Raw genomic sequence first — 19689 nt, forward strand, 5'->3', positions numbered from 1 at the left:
AAATGAGGTAAGATGAACTATCAATTGCATTTTACGGTGAAACAATGGCTATTGAAGAGCTTGCGAGGGAAATAATCAAAGCGCAGAACAATGTGGAACTTCAAATCGGACTTAAAAAGTCAGTTGCAAACTTCTCTAATTCTGTGGAGAAGGTTTTAACAAGGTTCCCAGAACTTTCCGAAATGGCTGAATATGTTAAGGGCGTCAGGGAGAAGGTTTTAGAGAACATCGAATATTACATTGAAAAAGCCATCGCAGGCATAAATGCCACCGGAGCACGCGCATATCTTGCCCGAAATTCTGAAACAGTTTTAGGCATAATCGACAAAATAATCGGAGAAAGAAGAAAAATTATTGTGAAAGCAAAGTCAATGGTGACTGAAGAAGTAAGACTAAGAGAGTTCCTTGCTGAAAAAGGTCACGAGGTTTACGAAACAGACTTAGGCGAATTCCTAATACAGATATCTAAAAGTAAACCGATGCATGTTATAGTTCCAGCAATTCATATAAGTAAAGAACACGTCGCCCGGCTTTTTGAGCATCACCTTAAATTCCAAGTAACTGAAAACTCAACTCACGAAGAGCTTGTCCACAATTTTAGAAACTTTTTCAGGGAAAAATTTATGAAGGCTGACGTTGGGATAAGCGGCGCAAACGTTATAGCAGCTGATACAGGTTCAGTTTTTCTCGTGCACAATGAAGGAAACATAAACAATGTTATTACTCTCCCTCCTGTGCACATCGTGGTTGCGAGCGTTGATAAAATCATGCCAACTTTTAGGGATGCACTCCTACAAGTTATGGTCCAATCAGCCTACGCCGGCCTTTACCCCCCGACATACATGAACGTGATTTCCGGGATAAGCAGCACAGCTGACATAGAGTATCATAGGGTTTATGGTGCTCATGGAGCCCAAGAAGTCCACGTGATACTCTATGATGGTGGAAGAATTAAAGCGTCAAAAGACCCACTCTTAAAAGAACAGCTGCGCTGTGTCAAATGTGGACGATGCCAAATTTCATGTCCCATCTGGAATGTTTGCGGAAACTTTTGGGGTGGAGCAGTTTATGGAGGACCCATGGGTGTCGGCTGGACCGCGGTAACTGAAGGCTTGGACAACGCTGAACCTTTATCTTGGTTCTGCCTGCTCTGTAACGCTTGTAAAGAGGTGTGTCCCGTTAAAGTTAACAGCGCCGAAATTTCCAGGAAGATTAGAATGCAAAGCATTGAAAAAGGAACGATACCCGCCAAAATCAAAGAAGTTCTGGAAAACATTTACAAATACGGCAACGCTTTCGGGCTGCCTCGTGGGAAACGGCAAGCTTGGACTGATGAAAAAGTTCCTCAATACAAGCCTGGAGTGGGCATCCTCTACTATGTTGGCGACATGGGATCATTCCATCCAAGAGCCCAGGCAGCCGCTAAAGCTTTAACAGAAATATTGCTTAAAGCAAACGTTTCCTTTGGAATTTTAGGCGCCGACGAAAACTGTTCAGGCAGCGAAGCCTATGAAATCGGTGAGATAGGATTGTTTGAAGAAATAGCTAGATCAAACATAAAACTTTTCGAAACTTTAAAAGTTAAAGAAATTGTCACGTTATCGCCACATTCATACAATGTTATGAAAAATTTCTACCATGCCTATGGTGGAAACTTCACAGTGAAACATTACACCCAACTCCTCTGGGAGCTTATTTTAAACGGAAAACTCAAGCTTCAAGAAAATGTTAAACTTAACAAGTCTGTGACATTTCACGATCCCTGTTTTCTGGGAAGATGGAACAACGAGTATGAAGCCCCACGACAGATTTTAAAAGCCGTTCCAGGGGTTAACTTTGTTGAAATGAAAAGAAATAGGCAGAACTCCCTTTGCTGTGGCGGAGGAAGCGGAAACTGTTACACTGGTTTCGGATGCGGCCTAATATCTGAAAATGAGACAAGCCCAAGTAGAATGAGGGTTAAAGAAGCAATCGAAGCTGGCGCCGAAATCTTAGCGGTGGCGTGTCCATCATGCCTAATAATGCTTGAAGAAGCCGTTAAAGCAGAAGGGCTGGAAAACAAATTATCCGTCAAAGACATAACAGAAGTAATTAGTTCAAACCTTCAATAATAACTACAACACCAGAAGATGAGAAGAGCCTTCAGCTTCATTATGCCTTTTTGTCGTATTAAATTTATTAACATAATTTTTCGAGTTAAACCCTTTTTAGTTAAAAGATGTCGCATGATTCCAGAAAGGACAGCGCAACCTCACCGTTCCTAAGCCCCCAAATAATCCTGCGGTAGCGCTTTATAACACGTTCAAAGCCCGTAGATGTCCACTCCAGAACCAGCCCATTAGCATTGGAGCCTCTGAACTTTAAAATGGGGAACAGCGCTGAACTCGGAAAACTGGTGCCGAGGGCCGGGTTTGAACCCTTGATGCATGGCGAATTCTCCCGCAAAACCCCCATTTTTCTTTGTGGCTCGTTTATGAAGCCCATAAAAGGCCATTCTTGTGGTTATATTGTTTGTTTCTTAAGGGTAGAAGTTTCTTACATAAAGTAATTATGCTTGTACACTACTATGTTTTATTAAATGCAAAAAGTTTGAGAAGGAGGGAGGAAGGTTGAGAAGGCTTTGGGTCTTGTTTGTTATTGCAGCTTTTTCAGCGGTATTACTGGCGCCTGCTTTTGCGGCTCCCAAAGTTTCTTTACCACACCGTTACACTTGGGATGCAGATATGATAAATGCTGATATAGTTCATAAGATGGGCTATACGGGTAAGGGCGTTTATATTGCTGTTTTAGATACTGGCCTGGTTCCGAACTGGCGTGACTATTTCCCAGCTGACAGGATAGCCACAAACCTTGGCAAGGGCTTTTATGAGCCTGTACATGTTGACCCGAAAACAGGAGAGCTTGTATATGCAGGTTTTGTGGTTGAAACTTCATGGATTGGCTCAACTCTATCATCGCATGGAACCCACGTGGTAAGCACAATTATAGGCTACAATTACTATGCTCCAGCCGATGCAGCTGCAGGGTTTCCGCTTCCACCATTATTCATCGAAGGAATAGCCCCGGATGTAACTATTATACCGGTTAAGGTTCTACATACGTATAATTTGCCGCCTTACACTGGGCCGGATGGTTTGGTTTTTGGGACGGATCTTATGGTGGCTGCAGGTATACGCTATGCTACTGAGTTAAAATTGAAGGGCTACAGCCCAATGATCATATCAATGAGTCTCGGCGGGCCTGAACCATCAGACATAATTGAGAAAGCAATAAATTACGCGATTGAAAATGGCGTTATCGTTGTAGCTGCAGCAGGTAACGATGGAATTGAAGGGATGGATTGGCCGGGAGCCTATCCGCAAGTTATATCGGTGGGCGCATGCGGATGGAAATACGAGTGGTACTGGCCAGGTGATCTTAATCCGCCGCCACCGCCGCCGAGATACCGCCTCTGGTGGCTTCAAGACAACACGCATGGATATAATGATGTCCCTGAAAGCCCATACAGACTTGCACGCCAAGTTTACGTGACAGACTTTAGCGGCAGAGAAAATGACAATCGCGTTGCTGGCTACGATCAAGAGCTAGATGTGCTTGCACCTGGAAGCTGGGTTAGAGGCCCATATCCAGGCTTCCCAGGCTATAGTCATATTCCATGGTGGGCTAAAGGACGGGGATGGATAAAGGCGCCCCCGGGCCTTGTAAACTTCTATTATGTTGGCGGAACCAGTATGGCAACACCGCATGTTGCGGCTGTTGCAGCCTTAATGCTTCAGAAAAACCCAAACTTAACGCAGAGACAAATACAGCGTATAATCAAAGCAACCGCCCTGAACATTCCGGCAGGCAGCATGCAGGTTTATGACTATGACCATTGGGCAGAATTCTCGTGGGAACAAGAAACTCCACCTTACGAGGCAACAGGCGCAGGCTTAATCCAAGCCGACAAGGCAGTTGAGAAAGTATAGGCGCCATAAGTATTGCAAGTTTTCTCTTTCAATCTTGCTTGAGACAAAGGAGAACTCTGGAGAGAAAGACTCGAGCAGAATACCCTTTTTTCTTTGTTCAACGTTTAGATGGTTAATAAAGTTATGAGCTAGAAGGTTATGTATGTTTTTCTATATCAATGTAACATGCACCTTTTTATAATTCATAACAATTATTACTTTGGTTGAGGAGAAAATGTGAAGAAAATAGTTGTAGGATTTATGCTTGTATCAGTTATGGTTCTATTAATGTATGGGAAGGTGAATGCTGATCCTGAAGATGTAGCTTGGTATGTTACTAATAGTTCAGGGTATCCTGTAAATGGAGCTAAACTAACTATTTACTGGGCAAATTCAACCAATGGACCGTTTAGCGTTATGCCAGCTGACGATGGCCAAGGCACATACGTAAAAGATAAGATTGCAGACATTAAGCGAAATCCAATCTACACTAGCTATCGTAACCCAAATTATCCTAATGGCACGGCAGTATGTGACATTCACCCGAAGGGGAGCTTAGCGGGCTTATACTTTTATGTGAAGATCGAGTTTGATTCAACCGTTATGTACTGGCCTACAGCATGGAGCTATAAGCCTGGAGACCCGAGTTGGCGTCCGGTTGAAGCCAGTGGAAGCCCAAGCGGTTATGCTGCAGCAGGCCCAGGTATTGGTAATGGAGTTAGTACAGCGTATCCTACCAACGTGCCTCCGCCTCCACCTCAAGTTATTCCAGACGTTCCTTTTGGAACAATTACTGCGATGCTTTCAATGTTATTCGCATTTGGAGCCTACATCACATTACGAAGGCGTAATATTCTAGCGCGATTTTAGAAAGGCTTAAAAGCTGGGTTTGCTGCACCTGCAAAGGATGCGGCCTAGTTTTAGACTTTTCCTAATCCAATTTTTATGCATATTTTTAGGTGGAAAATGCTGAAAAATGTTATTTTTAACTAGTTAGGCCAGGCTAAACCCGTAAGAGCCTACTCTTGGGCTGTTTTAATGTAGGATTTTTCTGCTAGGTAGGCGATTATGATGTTTCGAATTTTCTCCGCGTCTTTTGTTCCAAACCCTTTAATTTTTTTGAGAATTTCGTATTGTTCGTCGTCTAATGTTACCATGATGCGTTTTACCATTTTCTCACCAGTTTCTAACCAATTTCTAACGAAATCGAAATATTTAAATATTTCTTACTAATTTATTACTCAAAAGCAATAAAATAGTAAGATGAAAATGAATGATGTGGTAACTGTTAGGGGCCGAAGATACATCCGCCTGAATAGAATAACTTTCGCAGCCGTTGAGCCTTCAGTTGAATGGTTAATGGATGAGGGGCGTTTTGTCGAGAAAGTTAAGACAGCTTACCGCGTTCAAGTCGAATGTAACCATGGCTGGGGCTTCACGGTTAGGCATATGGGCTACAGGATTCGCTTCGAATTGCCAAACACGACGGGCTATAAGCTGCCACGAATTTTTGAAGGCTACGTAGAAGAGAAGCTTGGAACTGTTCAGCTAAGTCTTCTCGAGGTGACTGGTTGATGGCTAACCGAGAATTAGGTGAGGCGGTTTAGCTGTAGGATGGACCACATATTATTACTGTTGTCCAATCTGTGGAAGGATGGAGATGGCCAGCACTGAACCAGCCCTAAAAGAACGGATAACCCGGCATGTGTTGGGCCACAGCCTCGACGTTTTAGGCCTGTCTGAGAAGCAGCGGGAAAGGTTAAGCCGCAAAATTGACATGGCTCTTAAAAAGATTGAAGAGGATTTCCGCAAGGGCTTGATTTAGGCTTTCTAACGCGTTCACCTCGAAAACTTCGTTAACGAGGGTTGAAAACTGCCTTTTCCTCGCAAAATAGCCCCAGCTTTTTGAAATGCTTAATTTATGGTTTGAACTAGAAGCCAAAAATATTGAATCCGCGGAAATGCGATGTTTCCAACGGTTGATTTACGGTATTTACAGATATGCACCAAATTATACGTTATAGTATACCGTAATGTATGCGTGTATGCGTAACTTAGTGAATTGGAGCAAACGGAGCAAATGGAGCAAAAACGGACTGTTTGCGAAACATTTATAAGTATGTGTTTAAAATTCTGTTATTTGGTGACTATGAGTCGAAAAATCGAAAAAGACACAGTGGATGTGTCAGAAGAAATTGAGAAATTAAAGGACGGCGAACCTATTCCAATCTCACAGCTTAAACTTAAAAGGCGTAGGGGACTAAGCCTCGAGGTCTTTAGCGAATTATGCCGCAGCATTCCTGAGGGGTATGCGCAGGCTATACGAGGAATTCCTGGATCCACAGCGAGAGATCGCATAAGAAAGTTGATCCAAGAAGGCATTTTGCCAAATTCTTATCGTGTTACCATTACAGGTAAAGGGGAAAACGCACGGGTTTACATAATTCATGAGAAGGAGGTGAAAAAGTAAAAAGTTAAAGTCATGAGTTAGAGGCCTTTCATCCAGGGGCTAGCTGTCAAAGGCCTCACCCGAACGTGGGCAAAATATTACATAATAATCAACGAGTTTAAAGATTTTTCGCTTCTAGATGATTGGCCTCTAACTTTTGACGGATCCAGCCCGAATGAGGGGCTTAAAACAGGTAGGAGGAATAGGATGAAAGAAGAGTTGTATGAAATGGAGCTGTTTTATGCGATTGTTTTGTATGGTAAATATCGAGACATAGCCCAGGTTATCGACTATATCAAAAATTTCAGTGATGTAAAAGTCGTTTTTGACAAAAAAGCTCCTTTTAAATTGTATATCACGGAAAAACCGCTAAAAGGAGGTGACTAAAACATGAGTGAGCGAAAACCTAAAATTAAGGAAGATGGCACGCTTGCAGGTTGTATAGGCCAAAATAAACCCATTCCGCCAAATGTTTGCAAAACCTGTGCAAAATCAAGCGACTTAACCTGCCGAGACGTTAAGAAGGCATTAAAATGACCATTTGTTTAGCTGAAGTGGTTTTTAAGTGTTTCGTCAACCGTGTAGATTGCCACTGCCTACAGAAAAATGATGGCAGTTACGTTAAAGTCGAACAGCCATTAATGTTGGATGTTTTGCAGGATCATTTAACGGGAATGCTAACCGTCGGGGCCTACCAGTTAGGCTTAGACAACACAGTTAAGTATGTATGCTTTGACTTGGATCCTGAAAGGCTGAGTGATCCAGAGGCTGCAGCTCGTAAAATATTGCAAACCTGCTTCCAGAAGAAGCGTGAGGGCGACGTAGAAAGGCCGCGTATATGGCCTCATGCGGTCTTACTTGAGGCTAGCCGTTATCCGGATCCTTCATATCATGTTTGGGTTTTATTCAATGTCCCAACCTATGCTAAGGTTGCTCGTTGGCTTGGCATGCGAATTTTAGAGTTGGCTGGTTTAAACCCTCGAGAGATTGAACTTTTCCCAAAGCAGACGGAGCTTACGCCTGAAAGGCCGTATGGCAACTTTGTTAAGCTTCCATTGGGCAAGCATCAAGCAGCTGGTAAATGGAGTAGGCTGTTGGATCCGGAAACCTTTCAACCCCTTCCAAACGAAACCCTGCTTGAATGTTTTGGAATTTCGTTCTCAGAGGCTGACACAGCTAAGATAATGAGTTTTAAGGCTGAGAAGTTGGTTCAAGTTCCGTTAAAATTGCATGAGTTTATGGTGTCTTTGCCAAATGAGGAGGAAGAGCGGGCGGCTCAATTCTTAGCCCGGTATTGGGTTAAGGGCCGAAGGAATCAGCTTGAGATGGCGTTCTTGGGCTTTTGCATCAAGAGGGGTATAGCCTACGAGTCTGCAAGGAGAATAATTGAACGGGTTTGCGATTTAACGAGGGATGAGGAGAGGGCTGCGCGTCTCGCCCTTGTCGACTATCATTACAAAAATCGCGTGAGCCTAGGCTCCGCCCTAGCTGGAGTCAGTTTAATCCGCGAAGTAATCAGAGAGGTTGTGAAATGAGCGTTGTGGATGAGTTGGCTAAAATTGAGGCTGAAGTTAAGGCGGAAAAGCAGATTCAAGCTGAAATTGAGGCTGGAAACGCGTTTAGGCTTGGCAAACTAACAGTCTTGCCTAAATTTGATGGACTCATGCGTAAAGTGCATCCAGCCATAGATGTGGTTGACGGCCGAGCCGTTGTGGGCGTTACACTTCCGTGCCTAACAGTCGATGAGGAAGGCAATCAGGAAGAAAGGGAGCTGCCATTTTTAATAACTTCGGATAGGCAGAAGATTCCATTACACAAAGACGCGTTGAAGCCTCTCCATTGGCGTTTAGCCTACCGCATTGTCGAGTTTGAAAACAGGTGGCCCCTCGAGGGCGTTAAAGCCTGGCTTGAAGGAGCATCTGTCAATCCCGCCGAAGTTTACGATATGGTTAAGAAAGCCTATCAAACATACATAGAATTCGAAAATCCTGATATTTACGATTTCATAACCCTCTGGACCGTTGGAACATACTTTTTCCATCTCTTCAACACATATCCATATGTTTATGTGGGCGGACTGAAACAAGCTGGGAAAACTAAGCTTCTAACCGTTGCAAGCCTATTGGCCTTCAATGCGATTTTCACCAATAATATATCAACAGCCTCGCTGTACCGCCTAACACAAAGCGGCCGCTGTACTCTACTATTGGATGAGAGTGAGAAACTTGCCGCTAAAGAGCGAGCGGAAGAGCTTCGCAATCTGCTTTTAACAGGCTACAAGAAAGGCGCGGTAGTTTACCGCACAGAGAAAAAACGTAGCGAAAAGCTTGTTCCTGAAGCCTTTGAGGTTTACTCACCCAAAATCGTTTGCAATATCGAAGGAATTGAAAATGTCCTAGAGGAACGGTGTATTCCCATAATTATGAAGCGGGGCAAGAATAAGGCCATCATAAACGCGGAGCCTAATATTGCAGATCCCGTTTGGCAGCAGATCCGCAGTAGGCTTTATGTGCTTTTCTTAGACTATTTTAGTGTAGTTTGTGCACAAAGTGCAGTTTGTGAAGTTAAGGAGACAAACGTTTCTGCTAGAGATTTAGAGCTGTGGAGGCCTATTTTCACTCTCGCAGCCTTCTTTGACAAGTATAATCCAGAGTTAAACCTTTTACAGAAAATGATTAACCTTGCCAGCCGAACAACTGAAGAAAAACAAGTTGAAAACATTACGGAGACAGCAGAGTTTATTCTGGTTGAAACTTTAACGAAGCTTGTAACACAGGATGGCTACTTCTCTGTCCGACAGATTAAGGAGACAATGTCTCAAGCCTACGATGAAGAGCAAAAATGGTTGTCAACCAAGTGGCTGGGCCGCGCTCTCAAGCGTTTAGGTTTCACTGAGAAACGTAGAGTTGGACGTGGAGTTGAATACTACCTTACACTTAAAGCTGTGCAAGACCTTGCTGAACGCCTAGGCTTCCAAAACTCTTACGTCTCCCCAACTTCACAAACTGCACTAAATACACAAACTACACTAAAAGAAGCCCTTAAACAACTCACCGTCTGGCTTATAGAAAACAAGGATTCCGACGGCCTTGTGGATGCTTTCGCCTTATACGCGAAAATTCAGGAGCTTGGCTTGGAGCCGAAACAGGTTATTGACGTTTTGAAGGCTGACGGCTGGCTTATGGACGCGTCTAAAATCGGCAAGTTTGGGGTTGCAAAATGAATGGACTGTCAGAGCTTGAATTTGAAAAGGTGGTTAAAGTGCGGAAATGGCTTCAATTCGCCAACATAACAATATGCCTTTACAAAGTCGGCTACAACTTGGCTCCTGAAGGGCAAAGGAAACTTTTCCGCCTCATCTACCATTATATTGCTAATCATAAGAACAGCCGATGGATTGCAAGGCAAAGCTTCGCCTTCGCCCCCGACGTCGCAGCCTTCACAGTTTTGAGTAAAGACCTTCCAAAAATTCAGAAAGCCATCGCCAACATATTACAGAACCCCCGTCACCTAACCCAAAGCTACATTCCAGTTGAAAAAAACAGCCTTATTGAAACTGTTCTCCCATTCTGGACAATTAAAAAGAAGAAAATTTGGAAAATCAAACAGTTGGAGCCTTAAAAATGAGAATTTATGTGATTCACGTTTTTCTGGGCTTGAAATTGGAGAAAGGGCGGTTCAACAGTACAAACAAGCGAGGAGGTGTCCCATTCCCGCATAGAGGCTCGGAGTTGCTGGCTCGCCGAGCCTCCCGCCCCTCCAAAAGCCGGAGGTTCACCAGTCCGGCTTAAACAAAACGGAGGTGCCATATTAAATGAGGGTTGAAGCCCTGAAAAGCCAAATTGAAGCCGACTTGCACTTGGCTAAAAAGCTTGCCAGAGACTATCCGGAAACATTTGTTGAAGGTAAAAAATTGAGTCAAGTGGTTTCAGCTCTTGAAAATGCTTTGCGCCTTGTCAACGAGGTTTTAACGCCTAAAACAGCAGAGGAGAGACGCCAATAATGGAGCGGATTGCAAGGCTGCTTCAAAAAGAAGACGCGGAACAGAGGCTACGCGAACTTCACATGCAGCTTAACGAATTAGTTAACCATGAGCTAAGCCTAGCCCACAGTCGGTGGGTTAACAGTAAAATGTCGCTTGAACAATGCGAGCGCAGGCTGCAACAAGAGGAACATGCTTACAAGGAGTTAGACGGCCGAATCGAGAAAATTGAACATGAAATTAAAAGCATGAAAGAGCAGATTCCGCGGCTTCAAGACGAGTTGAAAACGCTGAATGAACGGGTTGAGCTTAGGCAAAAACGCATCAGCGCTTTACAAGAGGATGAGCAGAGGCTCCTAGCTGCTCTTGAAGACTTGGAGAACAAGGCTTTAACGAAGGGTGAAACCCACGAGCTCACCAAAGTCCGAAACGCCTACTTTGAAAAACAGCTAGCCTTAACCGTTGCGAAAATGTTTCTCGCCAAGGACAAGCAAACAATAACCGCCATCCAAAACCAAATCGAAAATTACAGAGGAGAAATCGCTAGAATGGAACGTGAAAAACCCCAGCTTGAACAGCAACTTCTAGAAAAACATAAAACAATTGAAAGCTTGAAAAACTGGCTCAAACAATTACGCAAAGAAGAGCCTGAGCTTCGCAGCAGAAAAGAAGCCCTAGAAAAGCAAGTTCAGAAAATCCAAGCTGAAATAAAGGAGCTTGAAGAAAAAATTAGATGTGGAAAAACTTGAACGGAGGTGAAAACGGATGCAAATTGACATGGATAAGTTTGTAGAAATATTGGCAAACCTCTTCACAGAAAAGCAGGAAATCGCCATGGTTATCGACGGAGTTAAAACCGTGGTAGGCTACACACAGCCGAAAACCATAGTTTTCGATAGCGATATGGTGAATGTTAAAAAAATTCCAAGCAACGCCATAGGCTATGTTAAAAAAGAAGGCGGCAAAACCATTCTAAAACTGGTTGAAGTTCACCCGCCAAGCCTTGTTGAAAAACTGTTACGAGGCAAATAGCCATTGGAAAACCAGCAGCCCCCATCTTTTTCCGCCTACGAATATGCCAAAATGAGTTCATTGATAGCTGACTCTATACAGAAAATCGAGAAAATTTTAGAAAGGCTGGAAAAAGTCGGCGATAGAAAAAACATAATGTTGCTGCTTCAAGTATTGGACAATTTAAGCAGAGTCCACGCTAAATTAACAAGTCTAGGAAGGGCTAAAGCACGACGACAAGCTGAGAAAGCCTTGGAAAAAGCGAGGCAAATTCTAGGCGAAAAATAGGGGGGTTAGAAATTCCAACAGTTGGAATTTAGCGAAAAAATTGCCAACGAGGCTTAAACAAGCCATGAGAAGCTACATCTTCACATCCCATGAGCTTGAAGCCATAGAAGAGTTCATAAAAACGCGAAGGCGAAACCCAACAGTCAACAAAATAATGCATTACCTCAAACACAACCAACGGCTTTGGATAGACCTCCGCCTTATCCTTACATTGACGCGCCTAGCTCACTATAAGCCCGACAAAAGCAAGCCTAAACTTCCGCCTGGAAGACCCCCTAAAATCCTCTGAGGCATATAAAATGGCTGAAGAGGCTCCCGCAGCAAGCCCCTCTGAAAAACCCGCTTTCACAATTGAAGCCCAAAACGGGCTTTTCTGTCCAGAATGCAACTCAAAAAGGCTTTACAAGGACGGCTTACGCTATCTAGCCGACGGCAAAACCGTTCAACGCTACTTGTGTAGGGATTGCGGCTACCGCTTTAGCTGGCCGAGGGCTGAAAAGCCAAAGCAGCATGGAAGCAAGAATTTAAAAAGCGAACATGGCTTAACTTTTAACCGATGCAGCTCCAGAGCCTTGGCCCTTCTGGAGCAAAGCGAGGAAGGGGCCATGAACGGGCAAAAGGAAAATGGGCAATGGGCTGCGGGAGCCACAGGGCAAACACTAGACGGGGCGAAAATAAAGGAAATCATCATTAACTTTGTCTGGTGGATGAGGAAACAAGGCTACGCGGAGTCAACTATTGAAAGGCGAAGCAAAATCTTAGAAGTTCTAGCCAAGCGAGGTGCAAACCCATATGATCCAGAAAGCGTCAAGGAAACTTTAGCGAGGCAAAAATGGGATGAAAACAGCAAAAACGTTGCAGTCAAAGCCTACAACACGTTCCTAAAAATGGTTGGAGGCTCATGGACTCCGCCTAAAACAAGGCCTGTGGAAAAATTACCCTTCATACCAACAGAGGAAGAGCTTAACAGTTTAATAGCAGCTTCAAACGGGAAACTTGCAGCCTTTCTAATGTTGCTTAAAGAAACCGGAATGAGAGCCGGCGAAGCCTACAACCTTCAATGGAAAGACGTAGACTTTGAAAACGGCACAGTCCGCGTAACACCTGAAAAGGGAAGCAACCCACGCATATTCAAACTTTCACCAAAACTTTTAGCCATGCTAAATCGCATGGACAAAACAAGCGAGTGGATATTCAAGCCGTGGCAGCTTAAACACATGAGGCGCACATTCCAGAGAATACGAAACCGCCTTGCCTTGAAACTATGCAATCCGAGACTAAAACTAATAACGTTTCACACTTTCCGTCATTGGAAAGCCACCATGGAATACGCCAAAACCAAAGACATCCTACATGTAATGCAGCTGCTAGGCCACAAAAACATCAAAAACACCCTGAAATACACGCAGCTCGTGAACTTTAAAGATGACGAATATCATTTCGCAACAGCCAAAACAATAGACGAGGCGGGCAAACTAATAGAGGCCGGCTTCGAATACGTATGCCACCACGAAGGTGTAATGCTGTTTAGAAAACGCAAATAAACCATGCCGCGGGCCCATCCAAAAATGCCGAGGGCCGGGTTTGAACCGGCGACAACCCGGTCTTCAGCCGGGCGCTCTCCCAGGCTGAGCTACCTCGGCTAATTTTGGAATAACCTCGGAGATTTTTTAATGTTTCGCTACTTGCGCTTTCTAAAGAATAGTAGCCCATCTTTCTCGCAAACATATTCAAAGCCCACCTCAAGCAGAGCTTTAATCTCTTCTGGATTGCTTGCAACCTTGACTGTAAATTCATCGTTGCATGAATCGCCGAATATTGCCCGCTCAACTGTTATGTAAATTTCCGTGTTCTTAATGCTTTTATGGCCCAAGAAATCTTTGACGTAGAATGGATCCTTAGTTTTATGGTAAAGCATAGTTGCTTTCCAATGCCTAAACGTGTGAAATGTAATCTTGTTAAGTCTCGGATTTTGGAGCTTAGCCGCTAAACGCTTTCTTGTTTTCTGTAAAGTTTGTTTTAAAGTCTCGTACCTAGATTTTCCAAAGACATTATCGTTTTCCCTTGGCAGACTTCTTAACATTCCAATGAGTTTTTCACTTACCTTCCATATTCGCGGTTTACTTCCTTTTTCAGGCTCGTTTAGGGTTATAATGCGCCTCTCAAAGTCTATATCTGTCCATTTAAGCTTCATGGCTTCGCCAGCTCTCATAGCAGTTTCCTTAAGGAGTTGTAATAAAACCGAGGTCTTACTTCCTGAACCTGCTATTAAAGCATCCAATTCTTGTTCTGTTGGGATGAATGGAAGTTTATTGGTAACTTTGCATATTGGTTTATCCCATTGTATTCCTTCATGCTTTAGAAAGCGTGAATAGGCGTTTATTACATTACGTCTTCTAGCTTCAGACCATTTTTGTTGAGCAACAACCTCCTTGACCGATTCTGGATTGTATAGATCCGCTCCTCTTTCATGCAGTGTTCTCAGGGCTGAAACATGCAACCTTATTGTTTCTTCACTGTAACCTTGCTTTTTAAGGAACCATGCAAACTCTAGGATTTTCCCTTTAACGTCGAAGCCTGACAAAACACAAAACAAAACGCGAAAAAGCCAAAATAAGCATTTTTCGTTGGACATTACTAACAGAACACTACACAAGCGATGTATCATTTGTCTATAAAGTTTGAATGCAAAGGGGCTTGTTATTGAGGCAGCGATGCTCACGCTTTCGTTTAAAAGCTGATGATAACTTTGGTTTTTGAAATAAAATTAGCGCCATTTTTAAGTTTTACAACGTTTTATCGTTTTCAGCTCCTAAAAGAAAAGGAAGCTTTGCTTAAAAAGGTGAAAGTGGAAGCCTGTTAAAATGTTTAAGGATTTACTTCTTTGCTGAAGCTACAGCTTTTTTAATTGATTCTATGGCTTGATCAACTGTCAATACTGGCACCACTTCAAAGTGAGCGAAGGGTATCCATTTAAGCAAGCGGGTGAAAAGTTCAGCCTCATTTGCTGCTTCACTAATTGAGTATCCGTAATCTCCTCCAGTAGCTATTCCCCAGTCCTTCGTTACGCCTGCATTCAAGTCTGCCTTAACCATTTCAAGCATTGAAAGCCAACCCTTAACCCTCTGCTCAGCATCAACAGGCACTTTAGTCTGCTCTAACCACCACTTCACATAGAATTTAGGCATTTCACATTCACCTCCTATTAGGTTTTATGCGCTCCGGAGTCGGAGCTGAACTCCACCAACAAGTAAAGAAAGCAGCCTCAAATGCTCGCTTCACAAGCCAGCGAAGCTCACTTAAACTTGTAAGGGCCTCCTAATAAGACTTACCTAAATGCTTCCAACCTAACCAATTTTAGAAACTTATCAATACAGACAAAAATTACCCTTCTCAAGCTGATTAACGCGGATTAAATTGTTTTAGAGCTTCCTTTAATGTCTCCTAACAGAACCAGAAGTGTAATTATGGTTCACGTTTTAAATTTGCTTAATTTCCTCTGTTAAGTTAAGCGCTAGTTGTGCTGCTTCTTCCAATATTGTTTCGTTTGGTGGTGCTGGGCCGAAATACCAGAAGGGTGGTCCATTTATGCTGTCTACGCTTGTATAGTTGAGTATGCTCCAGTAGGCTTGTGCAACTTTCTGTCCAATATCATGGATTGTGTTCATCATTCTTGATTGTTCAGTAGAGTTCAGCCAAGACAAATCAATGTTGGGACCCCTGATGGTATCTATTAAGTAAAGGATTTTTCCTAATTGGACTTGATGCCCTTGGTCCAGATTAATGAGCTCCGTCAACGAACTGGTTGCATAAACTAATTCAGCATTAAGCCAGTTTGAAGTTGTGGGATCCAAGCTTCCATTAAATTTGGCTGGCAAGAGCACATAAACGGCGTCTAGATGAGTTCTTAGACGTTGCGACTCCCTGAGCATCGATGCCCAAAGCTTGTGCGCATTAATTTTCTGGAAAGCCCAAAAAACCCCAGCAACCACAACTATAACCAAGAGAAACAAAATTACAAATCGTTTCAGACTTATGCAAAAAATTCTCCCCACTTTAGCTCCCTCTATATAGTCTACTGTTTTTCAAACCTTAAAATTTTCTCGCCGCAAGCCAAACGATAAAACTCTGACTCGCATACTTTGACATAACATCACAAATATAAAACAATGAGTGCTAACTATAGCTCGACATTCTTTTAGTCATTGCTAACAGAACATTATTTAGGCAATTACTGTAATTTTTTATAGTTATTTTTGGGCAAAATTTTTAAGGTTTAAAATTACATGCTTTAAGGTATGAGCATGCCTGAGCCGTTTGTTTTATATGTTGGTAAGAGGTTTGTTGATAAGGCTTCTAAAACTTTTGGTTTAGGCCTTATTGTTAGGAAACCTCTGGTAGATATTTTAAAGAAGATGGATGTAAAGTTTAAAGAGCTTGACAGTGATGAAGCCAAAGCGGCCCTTGAAAGACTCGGCGAGTCAAAAGGCATAACTGTGTCTACTGCCCAGCTTATTAAAGGCTTGGCGCTTGCATTTTTCCTTCCAACAGGCGTTTTCCTAGCCACATTAAAGAAAGTTTTCTATAGGTCGGGCGCTGAAACCGAAGACAGCATAATACTCGAGTTCCTTGCAGAAATACCGAGGGCCTTCAGGCCAACCATATTCTACGACATCTGGCTCGTCGTGCCAAAAACTGAAAAAGGAGAAGCAAACACAAAACAAATAATCAAAACAATAGTGGAAAAGACTGGTGTTCCACCACTAACAGAAGAAGAATGGGAAAACGCAAAACCCATAATTGAAAAACTGAAAGGAAAACTGGAAGTAAAGGGCGTAACAGAAAACCTATGGACGTTAATACTAACTACTTAAGTGGGTGGCAAAGGATGCGCTGTAAGTTTGTTAGATTTACGGCGATTTTGACCTTTCTGAGCTTCATTTTTCTTCCGCTGTGTAAGGCTTCTTTATCTCCGAGGGGTCCAATCCGCATAAGTAGTAATATGGACTTTACCGCTGTTAACGGGGTGACTGGCGGTTCTGGAACGGCTATCGACCCGTATGTCATTGAGGTTGGGCCATAACCGAAGACTATGGCGTTGATTATGGAATTTGGCTTGAAAATACAGATGCCTATGTCGTTATTAGGAACTGCTTGATAGTTTCACCATACACCGATATTAGGCTTGAACATGTGGCAAACGTTTTAATTGAAAATGTTACAAGTGAATGGAGGTCATCAAGGCTTATACGTGTACGACTCAGCAGATATTGTCATTTCCAACAGCCATATTGACCATATAGTCGGCGACGTTGTTCTGCTCTATTCATCAACCAACATTAAAGTGGAGAATTGCATAATCGGAGAAGGCCAATACTATAGCCTCTACATGCAACACGTAAACAACACCACCATCAAAGATTGCGAGATCTACGGTAGCCTTTACGGCGTCTACGCTGAATCGTCATCGAGCATTTCCATAAACAACTGCAACATCCACGACAACTCTGGGGACGACGTGCACTTTTACGTTACCATTGACAGCGCAATCCTAAACTGCCTAATCCATTTCAATGAAGACCACGGAATATACTTGGATTCATCCGACCACGTAACAGTGGAATACTGCGATGTAAGAAACAGCTCCTTAGGCATATGGCTTAACTCAGCCTTCAACTGTGAAATTCACTACAACAACTTCGTCAATATACACCAAAACGCACAGGATGACGGACAACAAAACAACTGGGGGACGGAAACTACTGGAGCGACTATCATGGAATTGACGCTAACAAAGACGGATATGGAGACATAGCATACAATATTGTTGGAAGCGCCAACGCAAAGGACAACACTCCACTCATGCAAGTTATTCCAGAATTCCACAATCCAGCAATACTTCTGCTAATAACGTTAACGCTATCCGCAACAATTTGCCTGCTCAAAAATGTCTACAGAGTAACCAACAAACCGCTAAAGAAAAACACAAGGTCATAAAGCTTCTTTTAATCGCTGATAACAGAAAAGTGGATGTTTATTTAGTATAGATTTTTCTATATTAGAAATTCCTATTCTTGGATAAGCAAAAAATAGTCCTCGATTATTTTATCTGTTATTAGGTATTTTCCTTCTTTTTTTATAAATTAGGTCGTACCGTTCAAGCTCTTGAAGATAATAGGGAACACTTGACAATTTTAGCTTTACATGTCGTGCAATTTGCGAGGAAGTGTTTTTGCCTTGGGCAATCGCTTGTAGTATTTTGCGGAGTCTTGCCTCTTTTGTGGAGGATCCTAAATCTTCTTTCAACAAGTAATTAACATATAAGTTGAGGGCGCCAGTTGGACTTGTTAAAATTCTTTTATATGTTTCCTCGTAACTTTCGCCAGGTTTGTGGCTCTCAGCAAGCATTATGAGATAGTAAGGGTGGCCTCCGTCGATTTTCCATGTGCACTCAGCCTCATCTAAACTGCACTTGGCGCTTTTCATGAAAAGCTCGAGTGCATATTCCTTAGAAAGTGGACCAACTTCCATAATTACAAAGTGTCCAAATAGTGGGCTTTCTCCTTTTCCCAAGATATTTAGCATGAAGTGAACTCTAGAACCGCTTACAACATGCTCTACATTTTCCCTGCTTTCAACCACGCCTCTAAAAAGTTCAATTATAGCTTCAAGCTTAGAATAACGTTTAAACTCAATCAGATTTGGAAATTCATCGATAATCACTACAATACGCTTACCGCTTTTCCTCGAGACTTCATTTGCGTAGTCAAAAGCTAATAGAAAAACTCCTCTGTAATCTTCAGTTTCCGCTAACTCAGGGCGGATCTGCCGTGAAAACTCGCCCTTCTCGTCTATTGACGGCTCAAAAGTTAAACGTAGCTTCTTCAATTTCGTCAAAGTTTTCAAGAGGTTACCTATAACTATTGATGCCTTTTCAATTTTACCTAAATCTTTTGCATAAGCTCTAGTAATTTGAGACATCAAATTTTGAGCAAAATCATAGGGGAAAATTTGTAAACGGAAAGATCCACATAAACAACAGGAAAGCTTATGATCGATAGAATTTAAACTCATTTTCTGAGATCTTGTTCCGCAGCGATCGTACCGTTAGCTAAGTAGACCAAAATTTTGATTTTATATTAGATTAGATTAGATAAGATAAAAACAGAGAAAATGGAGATGCGCGGGAGAAATCTCCATACTCTTTTGAGAATGAGCTGCCTCGGCTATTTTTTGGAATATCACTGGAGATTTTTTAACGTTTCGTTACAAGTTTGGTATGCGAGCAATAGCATTGTATGATATTATGAATGAGTTTAAGCTTGGTTTAAATAAATGTGTGTCGTATATCATATTCTGAATCCGTGTTTAAGATAGGTCAGCCACTGAAGTATCCTTTAAATGTTGGTGTATGGTGTTCCGCAGAAAAGAGGTGGTTAAGAAATGGGGCGCATGTTAGCCGTGGTAACTGTCGAGTTGGTCGATGAAAGCGTCTCAGAGGATATGAACAAAGTTCAAAGAGAAATTCTAGAATGGTTTGAGGAGAACTGCTTCTTAATTCCATGGATTAAACGAGTTAAGAATGTCGTGGTTAAAGAGAGCTAAACTGCAAAGCTAATTTTCATCGTAAGATCAGCTTTGCAGCAAAGTATCCTATTATAGCGAACACTGTGAAGCATAAAACCAGCATAAAAGAATCCATTTTGCTCCAGCATTTTAAATGTTCATTTTTGCTTATCTTGTCCAACGTACAACCCCTGCGTCTATCTCTAAATGTTTTTGAAAAAGTTTTATGAAGTAGAAATATTAATTCTGGATTAATAATTTCCGCTTCAAACTGGGCCGGTAGTCTAGCTGGTTAGGACGTCGCCCTCACGCGGCGAAGGTCGCCGGTTCAAATCCGGCCCGGCCCATTTTGCAAGTTGAAGAGGGGAGGCTTAAGCACATGGGTCGTCTAGCTCTCCCTCCTTTCGTCATCGTATTAAGAAACGCAAAATGGCCGCTATAATAGC

Annotated in this window: 26 protein-coding genes and 2 tRNA genes; 21 read left to right on the forward strand and 7 right to left on the reverse strand. The window is 42.6% G+C overall.

Features of this window, described 5'->3' with window-relative positions; translation table 11 throughout:
- The first annotated feature begins 44 nt into the window (after nucleotides 1-44).
- From KEJ24_06005 to KEJ24_06015, 3 genes are all read left to right on the forward strand, one after another.
- Nucleotides 45-2111: an LUD domain-containing protein gene (locus tag KEJ24_06005; GenBank protein ID MBS7647370.1), complete on the forward strand. Its 2067-nt coding sequence runs from the start codon at nucleotides 45-47 to the stop codon at nucleotides 2109-2111.
- A 498-nt stretch (nucleotides 2112-2609) separates the two neighbouring features.
- On the forward strand, nucleotides 2610-3968 hold the full coding sequence (locus KEJ24_06010; GenBank protein ID MBS7647371.1) for a S8 family serine peptidase: 1359 nt from the start codon (nucleotides 2610-2612) through the stop codon (nucleotides 3966-3968).
- A gap of 216 nt (nucleotides 3969-4184) precedes the next feature.
- Nucleotides 4185-4817 (forward strand): hypothetical protein, encoded by a 633-nt coding sequence (locus KEJ24_06015; GenBank protein MBS7647372.1) that lies wholly within the window; start codon nucleotides 4185-4187, stop codon nucleotides 4815-4817.
- Nucleotides 4818-4966: 149 nt separating this feature from the next.
- Here the strand turns inward: KEJ24_06015 and KEJ24_06020 are convergent, their stop codons facing one another.
- Nucleotides 4967-5119, reverse strand: a complete 153-nt coding sequence (locus KEJ24_06020; protein MBS7647373.1) for a CopG family transcriptional regulator — start codon at nucleotides 5117-5119, stop codon at nucleotides 4967-4969.
- 97 nt (nucleotides 5120-5216) lie between these two features.
- On the opposite strand from KEJ24_06020, the gene KEJ24_06025 reads away from it, so the two are divergent.
- The 14 genes from KEJ24_06025 (at nucleotide 5217) to KEJ24_06090 (ending at nucleotide 13221) form a co-directional block, all read left to right on the forward strand.
- Nucleotides 5217-5522 carry a hypothetical protein gene (locus KEJ24_06025; protein ID MBS7647374.1) on the forward strand — a complete coding sequence of 102 codons (306 nt, stop codon included), beginning with the start codon at nucleotides 5217-5219 and terminating at the stop codon, nucleotides 5520-5522.
- Nucleotides 5523-5607: 85 nt separating this feature from the next.
- The gene (locus tag KEJ24_06030; GenBank protein ID MBS7647375.1) at nucleotides 5608-5772 is read left to right on the forward strand and encodes a hypothetical protein; all 165 of its coding nucleotides are present in this window, start codon (nucleotides 5608-5610) and stop codon (nucleotides 5770-5772) included.
- A gap of 324 nt (nucleotides 5773-6096) precedes the next feature.
- Nucleotides 6097-6417 (forward strand): hypothetical protein, encoded by a 321-nt coding sequence (locus tag KEJ24_06035; GenBank protein ID MBS7647376.1) that lies wholly within the window; start codon nucleotides 6097-6099, stop codon nucleotides 6415-6417.
- A 186-nt stretch (nucleotides 6418-6603) separates the two neighbouring features.
- On the forward strand, nucleotides 6604-6783 hold the full coding sequence (locus KEJ24_06040; protein ID MBS7647377.1) for a hypothetical protein: 180 nt from the start codon (nucleotides 6604-6606) through the stop codon (nucleotides 6781-6783).
- Between the two features lie 3 nt (nucleotides 6784-6786).
- A complete protein-coding gene (locus KEJ24_06045; GenBank protein ID MBS7647378.1) occupies nucleotides 6787-6933 on the forward strand; it encodes a hypothetical protein in 147 nt (48 codons plus the stop codon).
- Nucleotides 6930-7931: a hypothetical protein gene (locus KEJ24_06050; GenBank protein MBS7647379.1), complete on the forward strand. Its 1002-nt coding sequence runs from the start codon at nucleotides 6930-6932 to the stop codon at nucleotides 7929-7931. Before KEJ24_06045 ends, KEJ24_06050 begins: the two co-directional genes overlap by 4 nt.
- Nucleotides 7928-9619, forward strand: a complete 1692-nt coding sequence (locus tag KEJ24_06055) for a hypothetical protein (protein ID MBS7647380.1) — start codon at nucleotides 7928-7930, stop codon at nucleotides 9617-9619. The genes KEJ24_06050 and KEJ24_06055 overlap by 4 nt, the downstream gene beginning before the upstream one ends.
- Complete coding sequence (locus KEJ24_06060) at nucleotides 9616-10017, forward strand: hypothetical protein (protein ID MBS7647381.1); 402 nt, start codon at nucleotides 9616-9618, stop codon at nucleotides 10015-10017. The genes KEJ24_06055 and KEJ24_06060 overlap by 4 nt, the downstream gene beginning before the upstream one ends.
- 193 nt (nucleotides 10018-10210) lie before the next feature.
- Nucleotides 10211-10399, forward strand: coding sequence for a hypothetical protein (locus tag KEJ24_06065; GenBank protein ID MBS7647382.1), 189 nt, complete (start codon nucleotides 10211-10213; stop codon nucleotides 10397-10399).
- The gene (locus KEJ24_06070) at nucleotides 10399-11127 is read left to right on the forward strand and encodes a hypothetical protein (protein ID MBS7647383.1); all 729 of its coding nucleotides are present in this window, start codon (nucleotides 10399-10401) and stop codon (nucleotides 11125-11127) included. The genes KEJ24_06065 and KEJ24_06070 overlap by 1 nt, the downstream gene beginning before the upstream one ends.
- A gap of 16 nt (nucleotides 11128-11143) precedes the next feature.
- Nucleotides 11144-11410: a hypothetical protein gene (locus KEJ24_06075; protein MBS7647384.1), complete on the forward strand. Its 267-nt coding sequence runs from the start codon at nucleotides 11144-11146 to the stop codon at nucleotides 11408-11410.
- 3 nt (nucleotides 11411-11413) lie between these two features.
- A complete protein-coding gene (locus KEJ24_06080) occupies nucleotides 11414-11677 on the forward strand; it encodes a hypothetical protein (protein ID MBS7647385.1) in 264 nt (87 codons plus the stop codon).
- Between the two features lie 64 nt (nucleotides 11678-11741).
- A complete protein-coding gene (locus tag KEJ24_06085) occupies nucleotides 11742-11966 on the forward strand; it encodes a hypothetical protein (GenBank protein MBS7647386.1) in 225 nt (74 codons plus the stop codon).
- Nucleotides 11967-11976: 10 nt separating this feature from the next.
- Nucleotides 11977-13221, forward strand: coding sequence for a tyrosine-type recombinase/integrase (locus tag KEJ24_06090; GenBank protein ID MBS7647387.1), 1245 nt, complete (start codon nucleotides 11977-11979; stop codon nucleotides 13219-13221).
- Nucleotides 13222-13246: 25 nt separating this feature from the next.
- Here KEJ24_06090 and KEJ24_06095 read toward each other — a convergent pair.
- The 4 genes from KEJ24_06095 to KEJ24_06110 form a co-directional block, all read right to left on the reverse strand.
- Nucleotides 13247-13320 (reverse strand) — tRNA-Phe (locus tag KEJ24_06095).
- A gap of 38 nt (nucleotides 13321-13358) precedes the next feature.
- A complete protein-coding gene (locus tag KEJ24_06100) occupies nucleotides 13359-14312 on the reverse strand; it encodes a site-specific integrase (protein MBS7647388.1) in 954 nt (317 codons plus the stop codon).
- 241 nt (nucleotides 14313-14553) lie between these two features.
- Nucleotides 14554-14865, reverse strand: coding sequence for a DUF3303 family protein (locus tag KEJ24_06105; GenBank protein MBS7647389.1), 312 nt, complete (start codon nucleotides 14863-14865; stop codon nucleotides 14554-14556).
- A 291-nt stretch (nucleotides 14866-15156) separates the two neighbouring features.
- Entirely contained in the window at nucleotides 15157-15732 is a 576-nt protein-coding gene (locus KEJ24_06110; GenBank protein MBS7647390.1) for a hypothetical protein, read from the reverse strand.
- 249 nt (nucleotides 15733-15981) lie between these two features.
- Between KEJ24_06110 and KEJ24_06115 the strand changes: the two genes are divergently transcribed.
- Nucleotides 15982-16551 carry a hypothetical protein gene (locus tag KEJ24_06115; protein MBS7647391.1) on the forward strand — a complete coding sequence of 190 codons (570 nt, stop codon included), beginning with the start codon at nucleotides 15982-15984 and terminating at the stop codon, nucleotides 16549-16551.
- Here the strand turns inward: KEJ24_06115 and KEJ24_06120 are convergent.
- Nucleotides 16544-16744 carry a hypothetical protein gene (locus KEJ24_06120; protein ID MBS7647392.1) on the reverse strand — a complete coding sequence of 67 codons (201 nt, stop codon included), beginning with the start codon at nucleotides 16742-16744 and terminating at the stop codon, nucleotides 16544-16546. The genes KEJ24_06115 and KEJ24_06120 overlap by 8 nt on opposite strands.
- A gap of 142 nt (nucleotides 16745-16886) precedes the next feature.
- On the opposite strand from KEJ24_06120, the gene KEJ24_06125 reads away from it, so the two are divergent.
- On the forward strand, nucleotides 16887-17492 hold the full coding sequence (locus tag KEJ24_06125) for a right-handed parallel beta-helix repeat-containing protein (protein ID MBS7647393.1): 606 nt from the start codon (nucleotides 16887-16889) through the stop codon (nucleotides 17490-17492).
- Between the two features lie 290 nt (nucleotides 17493-17782).
- Here KEJ24_06125 and KEJ24_06130 read toward each other — a convergent pair whose 3' ends face one another.
- Nucleotides 17783-18658, reverse strand: coding sequence for an ArsR family transcriptional regulator (locus tag KEJ24_06130; protein ID MBS7647394.1), 876 nt, complete (start codon nucleotides 18656-18658; stop codon nucleotides 17783-17785).
- 462 nt (nucleotides 18659-19120) lie between these two features.
- Here KEJ24_06130 and KEJ24_06135 point away from each other — a divergent pair, with 462 nt between their 5' ends.
- Together KEJ24_06135 and KEJ24_06140 are read left to right on the forward strand one after the other, a co-directional pair.
- On the forward strand, nucleotides 19121-19282 hold the full coding sequence (locus KEJ24_06135) for a hypothetical protein (protein ID MBS7647395.1): 162 nt from the start codon (nucleotides 19121-19123) through the stop codon (nucleotides 19280-19282).
- Nucleotides 19283-19516: 234 nt separating this feature from the next.
- A tRNA-Val gene (locus tag KEJ24_06140) sits at nucleotides 19517-19590 on the forward strand.
- The last annotated feature ends 99 nt before the right edge of the window (nucleotides 19591-19689 follow it).

The organism is Candidatus Bathyarchaeota archaeon (genome assembly GCA_018396705.1).
Classification (GTDB): domain Archaea; phylum Thermoproteota; class Bathyarchaeia; order Bathyarchaeales; family Bathycorpusculaceae; genus DRVP01.

Coding starts and splice junctions, on each gene's coding strand:
- KEJ24_06005 (MBS7647370.1), top strand. CDS start 45: ATGGCTATTGAAGAGCTTGCGAGGGAAATAATCAAAGCGCAGAACAAT.
- KEJ24_06090 (MBS7647387.1), top strand. CDS start 11,977: ATGGCTGAAGAGGCTCCCGCAGCAAGCCCCTCTGAAAAACCCGCTTTC.
- KEJ24_06105 (MBS7647389.1), bottom strand. CDS start 14,865: ATGCCTAAATTCTATGTGAAGTGGTGGTTAGAGCAGACTAAAGTGCCT.
- KEJ24_06130 (MBS7647394.1), bottom strand. CDS start 18,658: ATGTCTCAAATTACTAGAGCTTATGCAAAAGATTTAGGTAAAATTGAA.
- KEJ24_06135 (MBS7647395.1), top strand. CDS start 19,121: ATGGGGCGCATGTTAGCCGTGGTAACTGTCGAGTTGGTCGATGAAAGC.
- KEJ24_06070 (MBS7647383.1), top strand. CDS start 10,399: ATGGAGCGGATTGCAAGGCTGCTTCAAAAAGAAGACGCGGAACAGAGG.
- KEJ24_06120 (MBS7647392.1), bottom strand. CDS start 16,744: ATGACATACGGGTCGATAGCCGTTCCAGAACCGCCAGTCACCCCGTTA.
- KEJ24_06065 (MBS7647382.1), top strand. CDS start 10,211: ATGAGGGTTGAAGCCCTGAAAAGCCAAATTGAAGCCGACTTGCACTTG.
- KEJ24_06020 (MBS7647373.1), bottom strand. CDS start 5,119: ATGGTAAAACGCATCATGGTAACATTAGACGACGAACAATACGAAATT.
- KEJ24_06025 (MBS7647374.1), top strand. CDS start 5,217: ATGAATGATGTGGTAACTGTTAGGGGCCGAAGATACATCCGCCTGAAT.
- KEJ24_06050 (MBS7647379.1), top strand. CDS start 6,930: ATGACCATTTGTTTAGCTGAAGTGGTTTTTAAGTGTTTCGTCAACCGT.
- KEJ24_06085 (MBS7647386.1), top strand. CDS start 11,742: ATGAGAAGCTACATCTTCACATCCCATGAGCTTGAAGCCATAGAAGAG.
- KEJ24_06075 (MBS7647384.1), top strand. CDS start 11,144: ATGCAAATTGACATGGATAAGTTTGTAGAAATATTGGCAAACCTCTTC.
- KEJ24_06045 (MBS7647378.1), top strand. CDS start 6,787: ATGAGTGAGCGAAAACCTAAAATTAAGGAAGATGGCACGCTTGCAGGT.
- KEJ24_06115 (MBS7647391.1), top strand. CDS start 15,982: ATGCCTGAGCCGTTTGTTTTATATGTTGGTAAGAGGTTTGTTGATAAG.
- KEJ24_06035 (MBS7647376.1), top strand. CDS start 6,097: ATGAGTCGAAAAATCGAAAAAGACACAGTGGATGTGTCAGAAGAAATT.
- KEJ24_06100 (MBS7647388.1), bottom strand. CDS start 14,312: ATGTCCAACGAAAAATGCTTATTTTGGCTTTTTCGCGTTTTGTTTTGT.
- KEJ24_06055 (MBS7647380.1), top strand. CDS start 7,928: ATGAGCGTTGTGGATGAGTTGGCTAAAATTGAGGCTGAAGTTAAGGCG.
- KEJ24_06040 (MBS7647377.1), top strand. CDS start 6,604: ATGAAAGAAGAGTTGTATGAAATGGAGCTGTTTTATGCGATTGTTTTG.
- KEJ24_06060 (MBS7647381.1), top strand. CDS start 9,616: ATGAATGGACTGTCAGAGCTTGAATTTGAAAAGGTGGTTAAAGTGCGG.
- KEJ24_06030 (MBS7647375.1), top strand. CDS start 5,608: ATGGCCAGCACTGAACCAGCCCTAAAAGAACGGATAACCCGGCATGTG.